Annotated in this window: 15 protein-coding genes; 11 read left to right on the top strand and 4 right to left on the bottom strand. The window is 42.9% G+C overall.

Features of this window, described 5'->3' with window-relative positions; translation table 11 throughout:
- The first annotated feature begins 472 nt into the window (after window positions 1-472).
- The 4 genes from N480_RS22030 to N480_RS22015 are packed head-to-tail and all read left to right on the top strand — an operon-like array spanning window position 473 to window position 3,631.
- Window positions 473-1,993: a curlin gene (locus N480_RS22030; RefSeq protein ID WP_063374591.1), complete on the top strand. Its 1,521-nt coding sequence runs from the start codon at window positions 473-475 to the stop codon at window positions 1,991-1,993.
- 47 nt (window positions 1,994-2,040) lie between these two features.
- Window positions 2,041-2,424 carry a CsgE family curli-type amyloid fiber assembly protein gene (locus N480_RS22025; RefSeq protein WP_269201057.1) on the top strand — a complete coding sequence of 128 codons (384 nt, stop codon included), beginning with the start codon at window positions 2,041-2,043 and terminating at the stop codon, window positions 2,422-2,424.
- Window positions 2,418-2,840, top strand: a complete 423-nt coding sequence (locus N480_RS22020) for a curli assembly protein CsgF (RefSeq protein ID WP_063374589.1) — start codon at window positions 2,418-2,420, stop codon at window positions 2,838-2,840. Before N480_RS22025 ends, N480_RS22020 begins: the two co-directional genes overlap by 7 nt.
- Complete coding sequence (locus tag N480_RS22015) at window positions 2,840-3,631, top strand: CsgG/HfaB family protein (RefSeq protein WP_196761540.1); 792 nt, start codon at window positions 2,840-2,842, stop codon at window positions 3,629-3,631. The genes N480_RS22020 and N480_RS22015 overlap by 1 nt, the downstream gene beginning before the upstream one ends.
- A gap of 30 nt (window positions 3,632-3,661) precedes the next feature.
- On the opposite strand, the gene N480_RS22010 is transcribed toward N480_RS22015, so the two are convergent.
- The 4 genes from N480_RS22010 to yegQ form a co-directional block, all read right to left on the bottom strand.
- Entirely contained in the window at window positions 3,662-4,378 is a 717-nt protein-coding gene (locus N480_RS22010; RefSeq protein WP_063374587.1) for a helix-turn-helix transcriptional regulator, read from the bottom strand.
- Window positions 4,379-4,583: 205 nt separating this feature from the next.
- Entirely contained in the window at window positions 4,584-5,735 is a 1,152-nt protein-coding gene (locus N480_RS22005) for a M23 family metallopeptidase (protein WP_155732927.1), read from the bottom strand.
- A 207-nt stretch (window positions 5,736-5,942) separates the two neighbouring features.
- Window positions 5,943-6,200 carry a YfhL family 4Fe-4S dicluster ferredoxin gene (locus N480_RS22000; protein WP_063374586.1) on the bottom strand — a complete coding sequence of 86 codons (258 nt, stop codon included), beginning with the start codon at window positions 6,198-6,200 and terminating at the stop codon, window positions 5,943-5,945.
- A gap of 2 nt (window positions 6,201-6,202) precedes the next feature.
- Window positions 6,203-7,561, bottom strand: a complete 1,359-nt coding sequence (gene yegQ / locus N480_RS21995; RefSeq protein WP_063374585.1) for a tRNA 5-hydroxyuridine modification protein YegQ — start codon at window positions 7,559-7,561, stop codon at window positions 6,203-6,205.
- A gap of 226 nt (window positions 7,562-7,787) precedes the next feature.
- Here yegQ and ndk point away from each other — a divergent pair, with 226 nt between their 5' ends.
- From ndk to N480_RS21960, 7 genes are all read left to right on the top strand, one after another.
- Window positions 7,788-8,219 carry a nucleoside-diphosphate kinase gene (gene ndk / locus N480_RS21990; protein ID WP_063358800.1) on the top strand — a complete coding sequence of 144 codons (432 nt, stop codon included), beginning with the start codon at window positions 7,788-7,790 and terminating at the stop codon, window positions 8,217-8,219.
- A gap of 189 nt (window positions 8,220-8,408) precedes the next feature.
- Window positions 8,409-9,539 (top strand): bifunctional tRNA (adenosine(37)-C2)-methyltransferase TrmG/ribosomal RNA large subunit methyltransferase RlmN, encoded by a 1,131-nt coding sequence (locus N480_RS21985; RefSeq protein WP_063374584.1) that lies wholly within the window; start codon window positions 8,409-8,411, stop codon window positions 9,537-9,539.
- A gap of 67 nt (window positions 9,540-9,606) precedes the next feature.
- Window positions 9,607-11,298, top strand: a complete 1,692-nt coding sequence (gene pilW / locus N480_RS21980; RefSeq protein ID WP_063374583.1) for a type IV pilus biogenesis/stability protein PilW — start codon at window positions 9,607-9,609, stop codon at window positions 11,296-11,298.
- Complete coding sequence (locus N480_RS21975; RefSeq protein WP_063374582.1) at window positions 11,295-12,260, top strand: RodZ domain-containing protein; 966 nt, start codon at window positions 11,295-11,297, stop codon at window positions 12,258-12,260. Before pilW ends, N480_RS21975 begins: the two co-directional genes overlap by 4 nt.
- Before the next feature lie 5 nt (window positions 12,261-12,265).
- On the top strand, window positions 12,266-13,387 hold the full coding sequence (ispG, locus tag N480_RS21970) for a flavodoxin-dependent (E)-4-hydroxy-3-methylbut-2-enyl-diphosphate synthase (protein ID WP_039611838.1): 1,122 nt from the start codon (window positions 12,266-12,268) through the stop codon (window positions 13,385-13,387).
- Between the two features lie 144 nt (window positions 13,388-13,531).
- Window positions 13,532-14,809, top strand: a complete 1,278-nt coding sequence (gene hisS / locus N480_RS21965; RefSeq protein ID WP_063374581.1) for a histidine--tRNA ligase — start codon at window positions 13,532-13,534, stop codon at window positions 14,807-14,809.
- Between the two features lie 9 nt (window positions 14,810-14,818).
- A complete protein-coding gene (locus tag N480_RS21960; protein WP_063374580.1) occupies window positions 14,819-15,433 on the top strand; it encodes a YfgM family protein in 615 nt (204 codons plus the stop codon).
- Window positions 15,434-15,440 lie beyond the last annotated feature (7 nt).

The following is a 15,440-nucleotide window of genomic DNA, read 5'->3' as shown; positions in this document are numbered from 1 at the left end:
CATTAAATTTTGGTGGAAATTAACTCATACTTTTTTTGTATACAATTTTACTATGAATCAAGTTTCTTAGTTATAACGTTATAACTTTTTGATTTATAATTTGTTTTTTAATCAAAAAAATTTCTCATTTATCTTCTCTTTGGAGCCAATTAGAGTGAATACGTGACTCAGTTTTTAGTTTACTCATTGCGAGCGACGCAAGTACTGAAATAGATCAAAAATTGATGAAACAATAATTACAGAACTTCTAATAAGAACAGGACGCATCTTGATTTATTTTCATAAATGCATTTTTGGGAAATAGGTCAAATTAATTCAATAGTGCTCAAACATTGAATATCGGTTTACTAAAATTTAAGTAGCACTTGTTATGGCAACGACAAGGTTATTTGAGGTTAGATTTTAGAGCGGTAGGGCATGAATTGGTAATTATTCTAATTTCAAATGCGAAAAAAACACTAAGGAGAAAAGTGTGAAGTTTTCTAAATCATTAATTAGCTGTGCACTGGCTATTGCATTCTCACAATCTGTTATGGCTCAAACTGCTGAAGAAACAGGTAAAGCGCAATCAACTTCAAATCTTAGCCAGTTAGAGCGTGGCCTGACAACAGGTAATGCACTTACTATTAAACAACAAGCCGTGGTTGCAGGTAATACACTGGCAAGTTTTCAAGAAGGCACGAGTAACCAGATCAACGTCACTACAGTAGGTGATAATAATGAAACCGTGACGAATCAGTCTGGGACTCAGCACGCGATTATTGTCTCTACAACGGGAGACAGCAATGTTCAAAGCTACGTACAAAGTGGTGAAGCGCACGGCGCAGAGTCAACCTTAACAGGTAATTTCAACAACATCGCTGTGGCGCAAAGCGGCGCAGGTCACTTAGGTATAGATAATGAAGTGACTAACGTGATTGTTGGTGATGAGAACGATGTACGTATTTCTCAAGGCGCTGGTGGTCATTGGTACTACAACAAAAATATGCAAGGCAACCAGAATGCAGTAACTGGCACGCAAGCTGGGTCTTGGCATGAAATTCATATCGATAGTGTCAGTGGTGACCAAAACTCGATCGAAACAACGCAAGAAGGTGATTTTAACAAATCAGAATTCAAATCGATTGAAGGCGATGAAAACTCAATTGAAGTTGCGCAACTTGGTGATGATCAACGTATCGTTATTGAACAAGTGGTAGGTAACGATAATGAAGTAGAACTAGAGCAAAGTGAAGGCAACGATAACCGCATTAGCATTGCAGGTATTGTGGGTGATGACAACGATTTGAGTGTTGACCAAGAAGGTAACAACAACCAGTTTGTCAGTGCGCTTTATCAAGGTGATGACAATGACGTAACCGTAAGTCAAAGTGGTGATGAGTCAGAGGTCAGTGTCGATATTTCAGGTAATGACAACACGTTCACTGCATCACAGCAAATTGGTAATCAAAACACACTTTATGTTGGTGCGATTGGTGACAACAATGAAGTGAATACGATTCAGACAGGTACTGAAAACAGCACGCACATTGCTGTGTTTAATGGTGATAACAACGACATTGATGTTGGCCAATACGGTATCCAAAATGAATTTGTTTATCAAACGTCAGAGCCAGATCCTAGTATTGAAGCAAATGACAATGATATCAACGTATTGCAGCGTAAAACTGGTAACTCAGCTGCGGTTACTATGGGTTATGTAACGGCGAGCTCAAATAACCAAGTGGACATTGCGCAAACGGGTGATTTGAACGCCATCGATCTATTGCTAGAGGGTAACAACAATATGGTTGACCTAATGCAAGAAGGTGACAACAACTTTATTGTTGGTATCGAGTCAAGCGGCTTTGTTGTGAGCGGTAATGACAATGTTGTGTCTATCAGCCAAACGGGTAATGGTAACCTGGTTGAAGGCGGCATTGCTGGTAACGGCCAAAACCTAAACATTACACAGGTTGGCGATTACAACGTAGCAACGATTATTCAGCAGTAATTAGGAAGGGGGCTTAAGCCCCCTTTACCGTAATGAAACCTATATTCTTGATAATTTTTCTCGCCTTGCTGACAGATCAAGCGTATAGCAGGCAAATAACTGCACATGAAGAAGAGGAGTTAGGAGGATTGGTGATTGATCAAAGTATCAGTCGCTTTGGTTACCAATTCTATTTTGACTTTTCTCAATTGTGGCGGGACGTTCCGAATACCTCTGGAGTTAACATCATCATCAAAGAAACTGTGTTGCCTCGAGCGGGCACCCGTCTGCAAGTATTGATGAATCGACGTGTGGTCTACAGTACGGCAATGGGACGCCGAGGTGGGTCGCTAGACGATAGAATTGAAACTGCGCTGTTTGCGGTTATGGATGCAATGGCCAGTGAGCGATATCAACAACGCTCTCCAGATTTAGCTGAAAGTGGATGGTAAAAATGAAAACAATAACACTGACTCTTTTTTTATTTGTATCTTGTTGGGGATCCGCAACCGAGATTGTATATAAACCCATTAATCCGTCGTTTGGTGGTAACCCTTTAAACGCGAGTATGTTACTCAATAAAGCAAATTCTCAAAATAAACATCGCGCGCCAGTAATTGAAAAGTCTTATGGTGAGCGCTTTCAAGAGTCTCTAGAGCGCACTTATCTAAACCGCATGGTGCGAGAAATCTCGGATATGGCATTTGGTGATGATGTCGAAGACAGCATTTTTAATGAAGACTCCGTGTTTGTTAGTGGCGACTACGAAATTCAAGTGATCACGAGCACACCAGACTCAATCACGGTGCAAATTAAACATATAAACAATGGTGACACCACAATTATTGAAGTGCCGAGGTTTGGCTGATGCGAAGCTTAGTCGTATTTTTTATCGTATTTATCTTAAGTGGCTGTACACAAATGCGTTCGGTCATTCCTCCTGCGCAAAGCTTACCGCAAGAATTGGTTGAAAGTCATGACTTTGAAGCATTAAGGGCCTTACCCAAACCATTAGGCCGTATTCCTGTGGCAGTTTACTCATTTCGTGATCAGACCGGTCAATATAAGCCAAAAGACAACGTAAGTTCATTTTCTACCGCTGTGACGCAAGGTGCTAATTCAATACTTACGCAAGCTTTGCATGAAACGGATTGGTTTATACCAGTAGAGCGTGAGGGGTTACAAAACCTATTAACCGAGCGAAAAATTACGCGGGCGGCAATGAGCGACGAGCAAAAAAGCACATCACAGTTACCGCCACTCACCATGGCCAAAATTATTTTTGAGGGCGGTATTATCAGCTATGACTCCAACGTTAAAACTGGTGGATTAGGCATGGAGTATTTTGGTATCGGTGCGTCTGAACTATATCGTGAAGATGTGATCTCTATTTATTTGCGTGCTGTGGATGTCAGAACTGGGCAAGTACTTTTGTCGGTCGCGACTACAAAGAAGGTGCTGTCTATGGAAGTAAGAGCTGGTTTTTTTCGCTACGTAAGTTATAAGCGGTTAGCAGAAGCTGAAGCGGGTTACAGTGACAATGAACCTATGCATATATGTGTGACTCAAGCGATAGAAAAAGCCCTAACTATGCTGGTGGAGCAAGGTATAGAAAGAGGCGTTTGGTCAGCGAAATCTCAGTCTACTTCGACATCGTAATTAAAATGGGCGTTGTACACGCCCTTTCATTTAGTGCCGTCTCATCGAAACGGGTGTTGTATTGAGTGGAATATGTTTTTGCGCCCAATTGGCTAATTCAATACGGTTTCTAGAGTTGGTCTTTTTGAATGCACTGTAAATGTGTGTTTTTACAGTATGGCTGCTGATATTTAATGAGTCAGCGATGTCATCATTCTTTGCACCATTGGCGAGTAATTTGATGACTGATTTTTCTCTTGCTGTTAGCAGCTCTAGTTCAGTATCTTCAACATCTTGCCCAAGGGCATAGGTTGTTTGTGGTAATTGTTTTATCAGCATGTTGAACGCTTTAGAGATAGACGTCCGACAAAACCACAGTTCACCACTGATGACACGCTGTATGCCTTTAAAAATGTTCTCAACAGATGTGTTTTGGTAAATAACCCCTTTAATATTGGCGAGCAGCGCGGTTTGTTCATTGACCAGATGGGACTGTGCATTGAACAGTAAAACATTATGATTTGAAGCCAAAAGGCGTACTTCAGCGCTGAGTAAGTCTTGGCATTCTCTATGGCTGATATCAACTAAATATAAATTATGTGTGTCACGAGTTGTAGAGTCGGGGAGACGTGTGTCGATTTTAATATGGTTACTTGTGGCTTCTAAAATTTTAACAAACCGAACAAATTCTAAATCTTGTGTATCGGTTTCTTTGTGTGTCAAAACAAAAAGACTAACTTCCTTGTTACTTGCTTGTATCGCATTCATTCGTACAACAACCTCTTATTGTTCCTATTACCTTAAATATACATATTTTTCACAATAAGTTTAGCTTTAATTTTCATTTTGTTTTTTGCAGTATCAATTTGTGAGTAAAAAGGCTTGCTTTTACGGCCTTTGTCAGCAATTTCTGAGGGCGTTGAATAAGTTTCAAGTGGCTAGCGTTATAGCCACTTGAAACTTGCGGAAGGAGTTAACGGTATAGGCGTGACCAAGCACACGTTCTATAACCATTTCTCTCGAAGTAGAAACGATAGCAGTTGTCGTCATAGTTGGAGTTACCTACATCTATCCGGTATCCACTAATATAGGTGTTGTGTAAAGAGATAAAGCGCCCATTGTACAGCAGAGAGAAGTGGACATGTGGTCCAGATGATTGGCCACCTTGGCATAATGCCATAGAGCGATTATTGGCATACCTGCCTAGCCAAGCACCAGCAGAAATATAGTCGCCGCTGCTGTATTGCAGGTTATCCATGTGATAGTACTGTGTTGCGTAGCCACTTGAATGAGTGACTCTGATATTGCACGCCGAATATCGTGTAACGGTTCCTCCGTGCGCGGCTTGAACCCATGGTGTATTTGACCCCCATCCACCAGAACCATTATTGAAGTCTAGCGAAGAGTAAGGATATCCTGAACCGGTATTTGAGTGGGCACCACCGCTGTACCAAGCGTAACCTGAAGGCCAAGGTAAATTCATTGAAAAGTTAACTTGGGGCGCTACATTTGCAGCTGTAAATTGTATCTTTTCAGGTGCGAATAAATCCTGAGAAAAGATGGTTTTATATTGTTTGGCCAACGTGGCTAACGCGTTTGTGCTACCCAATAGGCTTGTTAAAGCAGCGGTGGAGGGATTGCTTTTTTCGGTTTTATGCTCGTTTGTGTATAACTCAAAAGCATAAAAGCGTTGACTTAACTTGAGTGCAATATCTTCTAATTGTGATGCAAAACCAACTTTATCTGACCACTCAGCGAAAGGTTTGTTGAGCGCTTGCTTCGTTGGATTACTCAACAACTGGCTTGATTGCTCCATTAGGGCTAACAATAACTTGGGATTAATACTTGTATGTCCAGCCCAATGTAGTAGGACTTCCTGATGCTCAACTAAATGCGGTGCTGCGCTATACAAAAGAGCTTGCCAATCTTCGTTGAGTAATTCATTGGTGAAAATGAATTGTGTTTCATCTACTTGAATCAGCGGGTTCATAGCAAGCTGCTGGATATCCGTGTGCTCAAAGTGGAAAGGGGCAATATCTAGGTGTTGACCTTGTGCTGAACTGTAGGTTGATGTGAATAGCAGGGCACAGAGTGCGCCTGCCTTGGTGCTTTTTTGAATTTTCATGCTGTATCCTCTTGATTGTTTTTTGTACTACATTGTTCTGTATATCGGTAAGTAACAAAATTGTAAAATAGGAGTAAACAATCTAAATAAGGGGTTTTGTACAAAAAACACTACAAATTGGCCGGATAATCAATAAAAGTGCAAGAGTGGGGAGGGAGAGCGGCAAACTCACTAAGATTATGTATGCAGTGTGCTTGCCTTGGTGGATTAGGTGTCTACTTGCCCTGTCAGGGTTAAGTATTTCTCAGCTAACGTATCTAAGCTTTCTCGATGGTTTGGATCTGGCTTAATACAATCGATGGGACACACACTAACACAAGTGGGTTGGTCATAATGTCCGACACACTCGGTACATTTGTCGGGGTCGATTTCATATACTTTACTGCCCATATAAATGGCCTGATTTGGACACTCAGGGTCGCACATATCACAGTTGATACACTTACTGGTGATGAGCAGCGCCATAATTATGCCTTTTTAAACGGGTTACGAGTGTCTTCTTCATTACCCAAGTTACGCATTAAAATGGCATGGTCTAGGTTGATGTCGTCAGGCAGTGGGATTTGTACAATATGGCCCGACCCTTTGGCATCATTGATAGACTCCCCTTTTTTATTTTCCATGTGCTCTAGATTAAAAGCGATGTTTCCTTGTGGTGTCATGAGCTCTAAGCTATGGCCGGTGCAAAACTTATTCTTTACGTCTATCTCCACCAAACCATTGTTGTTTCTTCCTAGCACTTCACCCACAAATTGCTGTTTGTCAGATACAGAATGGCCGTATTCATAATTTTGATAGTCTTGATGTACATGGCGTTTTAAAAAGCCCTCGGTGTAACCTCTGTGCGCTAAATTTTCTAATGTATGCATGAGGTTTGGATCAAATGGTTTCCCTGCGACTGCATCGTCTATGGCTTTACGGTATACCTGAGCTGTTCTGGCAACATAATAAAATGATTTAGTGCGGCCTTCTATTTTAAGGCTGTGCACCCCCATTTTTGTCAATTGATCAACATACTGTACGGCTCGCAAGTCCTTGGAGTTCATAATATAAGTACCATGTTCGTCCTCAAACGCAGGCATATACTCCCCAGGCCTGCCTTGCTCTTCAAGCATAAACACGTGGTCAGTGGGTCGCCCTTCTCCTAAAGTTGGGATCACATCGTTAGGGTTGACCTTATGTACAATATCTCCCAGCTCGGTTTCTTGACCCGACTTGACGTCATAGCTCCAACGGCATGCATTTGTACAGGTGCCTTGATTGGGATCGCGCTTATTAATGTAACCTGAAAGCAAGCAGCGGCCTGAATAAGCCATGCATAAAGCACCGTGTACAAATACTTCTAGCTCTGTATTTGGACATAAAGATCGTATTTCTGCGATTTCTTCCAGTGAAAGCTCACGAGATAAAATAACGCGTTCGATCCCTTGATTAGCCCAAAACTGCACGGATGCATAGTTAACCGCATTAGCTTGCACGGACAGGTGAATAGGCATATCAGGCCATTTGTCACGCACGAGCATGATTAACCCAGGGTCCGACATGATCAAGGCATCGGGCTGCATGGCAATGACTGGCTCTATATCATTGAGGTAAGTTTTTACTTTTCGATTGTGAGGCGCAATATTTGATACAACGTAGAGCTTTTTATTTTGCTGATGGGCTTCTTTGATGCCAATTTCTAGGTTGGCTAAATCAAACTCATTATTTCTTACGCGCAAACTATATCTAGGTTGACCGGCATAAACGGCGTCAGCGCCATACGCAAAAGCGTAACGCATATTCTTTAAACTACCGGCTGGTGAAAGTAGCTCTGGTACAAACATAACTAAACCTCATACATTGAACTGGGTGCAAGCCAGCTGCTGGGGAAATTAAAAAGCGGCGCAGTATAAGTGAGATTGTGCAGTGGAATGTTGACTCAGATCAGGTTTAGCGAAGCGCTATTGCCACACTAACTAAATAAAGCGGGTGCAGGGTGTAGGCTTTTAGTCATAAAGCGCGTATAATTCGCGCCCGTAAATATCAACAATTATTAATGGAGCTAAAAAGATGGCTTTAGAGCGTACTTTTTCAATCGTTAAACCTGATGCGGTAGCTAAAAACCACATCGGCGCAATCTACAACCGTTTTGAGTCTGCTGGTCTTAAGATCGTTGCTTCTAAAATGGTTCACCTTTCTCAAGAGAAAGCTGAAGGTTTCTACGCAGAGCACAAAGAGCGTCCTTTCTTTGGTGCACTAGTTGAATTCATGACATCTGGTCCAGTAATGGTTCAGGTTCTTGAAGGTGAAGATGCAGTTCGTAAAAACCGTGAAATCATGGGTGCTACTAACCCTGCTGAAGCGCTAGCTGGTACGCTACGTGCTGACTACGCAGACAGCATTGACGAGAATGCGGTACACGGTTCAGACGCTCCTGAATCAGCTGCTCGCGAAATCGCTTACTTCTTCAGCGACGAAGAGATCTGCCCACGTACTCGTTAATATCGAGTTGAGCAGAAAAAAAGGGCTCTCGGGCCCTTTTTTAATCTCTTTAAGAAACTTTAATCGTTTTTAAAAGCAATTGGGGTGTTTCTAAAAGCGATTACATTATTGCGATGCTTGATTGATTTTTGTACAATTGCGCGCTTTTATTTATGTTGTTCAATCCGTCACCTGAACTGAGGTTGTTTCATGGCCACGACTGAGAAAAAAATTAACCTATTAGATTTAAACCGCGAGGGGATGCGCGAGTTATTTGCTTCATTTGGCGAAAAGCCATTCCGCGCCGATCAGGTGATGAAGTGGATATACCATTTTGGTATCGACAACTTTGATGATATGAGCAATATCAATAAAAAGTTACGAGCAAAATTGCAAAGCCAGTGTGAAATTAAAGCCCCTGAAATTTCAGTAAAGCAAGTGGCAAGTGATGGCACGATTAAGTATGCAATGATTCTAGAAGGGGGGCAGGAAGTCGAGACTGTTTGGATCCCAGAAAAAGAGCGTGCTACTTTGTGTGTTTCTTCGCAAGTAGGCTGTGCACTCGAGTGTACTTTCTGCTCGACCGCCCAACAGGGGTTTAACCGCAACTTGAAAGTGTCTGAAATTATCGGTCAGGTGTGGCGTGTTGCGACCGACATTGGTCTTCATGATGGCGACAGTACCAAACGTCCAATCACGAATGTGGTAATGATGGGCATGGGTGAACCGTTGCTAAACATTAATAATGTGGTTCCTGCGATGGAATTGATGATGGATGATTGGGCATTTGGTTTGTCTAAGCGCCGTGTGACGTTAAGTACGTCAGGTGTTGTTCCAGCACTGGATATCCTAAAAGAAAAAATTGATGTTGCCTTGGCAATCTCACTTCATGCACCAAATAACCCACTGCGTGATGAGCTTGTCCCTATCAACAAGAAATACCCAATTGAAGAGTTTTTAGCCGCTTGCCGTCGTTACATTGATGGTTCTAAAGCAAATAAAGACGTGACGATTGAATACGTCATGTTGCAAGGGGTAAATGATAGCACCGATCATGCACATGAACTTGTGCAGGTCTTGAAAGGTACGCCTTCAAAAATCAACTTGATCCCATTTAACCCGTTCCCAGGTAATGATTATGGGCGTTCTAGTAATAGCCGTATCGACCGCTTCTCAAAAGTACTACAAGCAGCAGGTCTAACCTGTATTGTGCGTCGTACCCGAGGTGATGACATCGATGCTGCTTGTGGGCAGCTGGTTGGTGATGTTGTAGACAGAACCAAGAGAGTGGTTAGAAAGCAGCAAAATCAAGACAATGCAATTGCAGTGAAGGTCGGCTAAAAAATAGGTGAAACACAGTGGCTTTCAGGTAATATAGGGTCACTGTGTCTTGGCAAAAGGGTGGTTAATGCCTGCTTTTACTGATGTTTTGCTCACAAAGCTTACCTATGCGACGATTAAGCGCTGGCTCGTAGGTGCGAGTGTTCCTGCTATATTACTTGGTTTAAGTGGCTGTGTGACCGAAACGCGCTATGCAAATAGCAATAAACCTGTCGTACAGAAAAAAACGGATAATCAAGATGCAGCGAAAACCCGCATTGCATTGGCTCTGCAATACTTAGGCGCTGGTAATAACACCCAAGCGAAGTACAATCTAGATCGTGCCCTGACACTTGCCCCAAAACTACCTGAGAGCCATTACGCGCTTGCGTATTACTTTGAACAAGTCGGCGAAAATGAGAAAGCAGAGCGAGCCTACATTCAAGCGCTTAAGTTTGGCCCTAATGATCCCAATACACGAAACAACTACGGTACGTTTTTATGTCGTATTGGTGAATATGACAAAGCGACAGAGCAGTTTTTTAAGGCCATAGATATACCAAGTTATTTACGAGTTGCCGAAAGCTATGAAAATCTAGCTTTGTGCGCATTGAGCCAAGATAACTTTGATTTGGCGTTGGATTACTTAAAGCGCGCGCTTGACCACAACTCACAACGACAATCGGTGCTGATTTTGACCGCCAGTATCTTTTACGCTAAAAGTGAGTTACACAAAGCGGAAGATGTACTGAAGCTTTATGCGAACAAAGGGTTTGTTTCAGCAAGAGGTATGTTGCTAGAGCATTTATTGGTATCTAGAATGGGTCGCCTGCAATATGCACAAGAGTTAGAGACATTGCTATTACAAACTTATCCTCAGTCTCTCGAAGCGCAGCTGGTGCTCAATAACACTTTGCATTTAAGTGAGTTTGAGCAACTAAAAGAGCGATTTAGAACTTCTCAGTTGGATAAAATTACAGGCACTGATGGCACAATTGTCAAAGCAAACCCGCAAATTAAAATCAAGCGCAAGACACCAAAGCGCCAAAAGAGTGCGGTTGAACAGCCAGCTCCACAATCAGGTCAAAGTGAAGTAGATACATCTCGCTCTTTAGTGTCACCTGTAACAGCACCATTGCCTACACAAAATACATCAATGCAGCCTGCTTCCAATGGCGTAACTCAACAGGAGGCTGTGATTGGTAGTGAGACATTCATTACAGATTCACCCGAGCCTCGTAGAGTACAGCTTGCGCAATCTGCTCAAGCTCAAATTGAACCTATTTCTGAGTCTAATCAACAAAAGGTAAAATTCACGACTGAGGCACCTAACCCCCGTGCTGAGCAAGTGGTATTTCATCGCACAGATCCTAACGATATTGTGTTTACACCAGAGCCTAAAGTATTGAGGACTACCACTCGCAATGGTGAGGGTAAAATGCTCAATGAAGAGGTTTTAGTGCCAGAGGTACCGTCACACAGCATTGAAATGGGCGAGAACTTATTTAGTTTATCGGTTAAATATAATATTAAGCTAGAAAAGTTGTTAAAATGGAATGCGCTTAAAAAATCTGACAGGCTCACGATTGGGCAAGTCGTATATTTAAATGACCCGAATACAACGCATGCAATAGCCAAGGGTGAGTCTTTGTTTGATATCGCCATAAAGCACAAGTTGCTGATAGATGATTTGATGCGTTGGAATAGATTAACACCAGACGTCGCTCTAGAGCCTGGACGACGTATTTTAATTGTAGATCCCAATAACTATATTTTATGAACCAAGAAGAGATTGAAACCACTACCGAGACAGTATCACTCGGTGAAACTTTAGCGAATGCGAGGGCTCAACAAAACTTGAGCCTTGAAGATGTTGCTGCGCGTTTGAAGCTGAACCACACTCAAATCACAAAGCTTGAGCAAGACGAATATCACAGCTTGGGTCCAGAGACATTTGTTAGAGGGTATATTAAAAGCTACAGTGCATTGCTTGGTTTAGACAGTGAGCACATACTCGCTCTATATGAAACTCCAAATGTCCCTGAACAGAAGCGCAACATGAAAAGCTTCTCAAGGCGAACGGAAAAAGAAGCCAATGATAGCCGTCTGATGATCGTGAGTTATATTGTGGTGATCGCGTTTATTGGTTTGTCAGCGTTATGGTGGTGGCAAACAGCCAGTACCTCAGATACCGTAGAAGAAGCGAACTTTATACCAGAGGCAACGAGCTCAACGATGCCCTCAACACCTAAAGTATCGGAACCAGAAGACCAAGCTGGGCATCCACCAGTTGAAGTGAAAGCTGAGACAACAGAGGCAGCACAGCCTGCTTCGACAGACCTTGTTGAAGTCGACTCAGCGCCCGTTGAAGAGCTTGTTGAGACGCGGACGCAAGCACCAGTGCAAAGCCTTGTGGTTGAATCAGAATCCGAACCGCAGCCGCAAACGTCGCCTGCGACTGACATAGCATCGCAAACTGCCCCCGAAGAAACGACAACGAGTGAAGTTGTTATGCACTTTGCAGATGACAGTTGGGTCGAAATTTTTGATGCAACGCAAGAGCGCATTGCATTTGGTGTAAAAAAGGCGGGCTACACTATGACAGTAAATGGCGTTGCGCCATTTTTTGTTGTACTAGGGAAGCATCAAGTAGTCAGTATTGAGCTGGATGGTCAACCAGTCGATATTTCAGGGTTGCCTCGTAACCGATTAGCAAAATTTAATTTACCGTTAGCAGAGTAGTCGTCATGTTTTCAGAATCACCTATCAAACGAAGAAAGTCCACGCGGATTAATGTTGGCAATGTGCCTATAGGCGATGGAGCACCGATTGCTGTGCAGTCGATGACCAATACCGATACCCTTGATGTGGACGCCACGGTTGCTCAAATTCGTGCCATTCAAGATGCCGGTGCCGACATTGTTCGCGTATCTGTTCCAACGATGGACGCAGCTGAAGCATTTAAAAGCATCAAGGAACAAGTAGACATTCCGTTGGTTGCCGATATTCATTTTGATTATCGGATCGCATTAAAAGTGGCTCAATATGGAGTAGACTGCCTAAGGATTAACCCTGGTAATATTGGCAGCGAAGATAGAATTAGAGCGGTTGTCGATGCCGCACAAGAGCGCAACATTCCCATTCGTATTGGTGTAAATGGGGGCTCTTTGGAACGTGACCTGCAAGAAAAGTATGGCGAGCCCACACCAGAAGCGCTACTTGAGTCAGCAATGCGCCATGTTGAAATATTACAGCGCTTGAACTTCGATCAATTTAAGGTTTCGGTAAAAGCCTCAGATGTATTTTTAGCTGTAGGTGCCTATCGTTTATTGGCAAAAGAAATCGATCAACCTCTTCATTTGGGGATCACTGAAGCGGGCGGTTTTAGAGCCGGTTCTGTAAAGTCTGCTGTCGGGCTAGGTATGTTGCTTGCGGAAGGTATCGGCGACACTTTGCGTGTTTCGTTAGCAGCTGATCCGGTTCAAGAAATCAAAGTAGGGTTTGATATTTTAAAATCTCTGCGGATCCGCTCTCGTGGTATTAACTTCATTGCTTGCCCGAGCTGCTCGCGACAAGAGTTTGATGTTGTTAACACGATGAATCAGTTAGAAGAAAGGCTTGAAGACATAATCTCTCCGATCACTGTTTCCGTAATTGGGTGTGTGGTTAATGGCCCTGGTGAAGCTTTGGTCAGTGATTTAGGCTTAGCGGGCGCTAATCGTCGCTCCGGCTTGTATATTAATGGTGAGCGCCAAAAAACTCGCATTGATAACGACAATATCGTTGAACAGTTAGAAGAGCAGGTCAGAGATTATGTTGCGAAGAAAGAAGCGCAACCAAGTATCGACGTGAAGATAATCGAAGAATAGACCCGTTCACAGGTTGAATTTAATTCGTTTACGTTTTAAGCGAGCAGGGTATAATGGGCGCATTTTATCGCACTGTACTCAGGATTTTGTTGTATCCTGCTCTCGTAATTTAGAGAAAAGAATAGTTAAAGTTTAGGAATTTCAGTGGCAAATCAAATTAAGGCAATTCGTGGCATGAAAGATTGCCTACCAGGTACAACTCAGATCTGGCAAAAAATTGAATCGACTCTAAGGGACACATTAGCGGCGTTTGGATATCAAGAAATACGCTTTCCTGTTGTTGAGTCAACCGATCTGTTCAAACGTTCTATTGGTGAAGTAACCGATATCGTTGAAAAGGAAATGTACACCTTTGAAGATAGAAATGGCGATAACTTAACTTTGCGCCCTGAAGGTACTGCTGTTTGTGTAAGAGCTGGTATCCAAGAAGGTTTGCTTTACAATCAAGAACAACGCCTTTGGTATATGGGGCCTATGTTCCGCCGTGAACGCCCACAGAAAGGCCGCTACCGTCAATTCCATCAGTTTGGAGCAGAGACGTTTGGCATTGCAACGCCAGACATAGACGCTGAACTCATTATTATGACTGCGCGTCTATGGAAAGCATTTGGCATCAGCGAACATGTGCGCTTGGAGCTTAACTCGCTTGGCTCAAATGAGGCACGTGCAGCATATAAAGATATCTTGATAGCGTATTTAGAACAGCATCAAGATAAGCTAGATGATGATGCCAAGCGTCGCATGTATTCAAACCCACTACGCGTGTTAGACAGCAAAAACCCTGATGTACAAGCGGTAGTAGCTGACGCACCAAAGCTTTCTAAGCACCTTGATGAAGAGTCTCAACAACATTTTTCAAATTTATGTGAACGTTTAGACGCTGCTGGCGTCGAATACCAGGTAAATGAGAATCTTGTTCGTGGTTTAGATTATTATAATCGAACTGTATTTGAATGGGTGACAGACAGTTTAGGCGCGCAAGGCACGGTTTGTGCCGGTGGTCGCTATGATGGCCTAGTTGAGCAATTGGGTGGTAAAGGTACACCAGCTGTTGGCTTTGCGATGGGCATGGAAAGATTAGTTTTATTACTTGAAGAGTTAAACAGTGTCGGTGAAATCCGTCGTAACGTAGATGTATACGTCGCTGCAATGGGTGAAGCTGCGAGCATCAAAGCGCCAGCAATTGCTGACCAACTTCGAGACGATATCAAGGGATTACGAGTGCAGGTTCACGCCGGCGGTGGTAATTTCAAAAAACAATTGAAACGTGCAGATAACAGTGGTGCCGTGGTTGCATTGATTTTCGGTGAAGATGAAATTGCAAATGGCACGGTAACGATTAAATATTTACGCGAACAAAAAGAACAAATAACTCTGCCAATGGCTGAGGCACAGGCACTATTGGCCGAATTGGCTGGTTAAGAGGTTAGAATGGAAATTTATTCAACAGAAGAACAACAAGCAGAAGCAATAAAACGCTTTTTCAAAGAAAATGGTACATCTCTTATCGCTGGTGCGGTTTTGGGGTTAGGCGGCTTATATGGCTGGAAAGCATACAACCAAAACCAGATTGCATCAGCAGAAGCAAGCTCAGAAGCTTACAACCAATTAATTGAAGGCGGCGAAATTTTATCAAAAAGCGATGCCTTCTTAACTGAAAATGCTGGGTCTAATTACGCTGTGTTGGCAGCTTTCGTCGCAGCAAAAGAAGCTGTAGATGCAGGTGAATTAGAGCAAGCAGCTAGCAAACTTACGTTCATTGCTGACAATGTTAAGAGTCCAGAACTTAAAGCGACAGCACTATTGCGCTTAGCACGCGTTCAGTTAGCACAATCTAAGCATGATGACGCATTGGCGACATTAGGCAAGTCTATCCCTGCGAGTTTTGCAGCACAAGTTGCCGAAATTAAAGGTGACGTTTTCTTGTCAAAAGGCGATCAAGATAAAGCGCGAGCGCAATATCAAAAAGCGATTGATGCTGATGGTGCAAACAACAACGCACTATTGCAGATTAAGTTGGATGATTTAGCCGCAGCGTCGAACTAAGGAGTCG

Source organism: Pseudoalteromonas luteoviolacea S2607 (genome assembly GCF_001625575.1).
Lineage (GTDB): Bacteria > Pseudomonadota > Gammaproteobacteria > Enterobacterales > Alteromonadaceae > Pseudoalteromonas > Pseudoalteromonas luteoviolacea_E.
The sequence above is the reverse complement of the archived record's forward strand: the minus strand, read 5'-3'. Positions and strand labels throughout refer to the sequence as shown.

Coding starts and splice junctions, on each gene's coding strand:
- N480_RS22020 (WP_063374589.1), top strand. CDS start 2,418: ATGGTAAAAATGAAAACAATAACACTGACTCTTTTTTTATTTGTATCT.
- N480_RS22015 (WP_196761540.1), top strand. CDS start 2,840: ATGCGAAGCTTAGTCGTATTTTTTATCGTATTTATCTTAAGTGGCTGT.
- N480_RS22010 (WP_063374587.1), bottom strand. CDS start 4,378: ATGAATGCGATACAAGCAAGTAACAAGGAAGTTAGTCTTTTTGTTTTG.
- N480_RS22005 (WP_155732927.1), bottom strand. CDS start 5,735: ATGAAAATTCAAAAAAGCACCAAGGCAGGCGCACTCTGTGCCCTGCTA.
- N480_RS22000 (WP_063374586.1), bottom strand. CDS start 6,200: ATGGCGCTGCTCATCACCAGTAAGTGTATCAACTGTGATATGTGCGAC.
- yegQ (WP_063374585.1), bottom strand. CDS start 7,561: ATGTTTGTACCAGAGCTACTTTCACCAGCCGGTAGTTTAAAGAATATG.
- ndk (WP_063358800.1), top strand. CDS start 7,788: ATGGCTTTAGAGCGTACTTTTTCAATCGTTAAACCTGATGCGGTAGCT.
- N480_RS21985 (WP_063374584.1), top strand. CDS start 8,409: ATGGCCACGACTGAGAAAAAAATTAACCTATTAGATTTAAACCGCGAG.
- pilW (WP_063374583.1), top strand. CDS start 9,607: ATGCCTGCTTTTACTGATGTTTTGCTCACAAAGCTTACCTATGCGACG.
- N480_RS21975 (WP_063374582.1), top strand. CDS start 11,295: ATGAACCAAGAAGAGATTGAAACCACTACCGAGACAGTATCACTCGGT.
- ispG (WP_039611838.1), top strand. CDS start 12,266: ATGTTTTCAGAATCACCTATCAAACGAAGAAAGTCCACGCGGATTAAT.
- N480_RS21960 (WP_063374580.1), top strand. CDS start 14,819: ATGGAAATTTATTCAACAGAAGAACAACAAGCAGAAGCAATAAAACGC.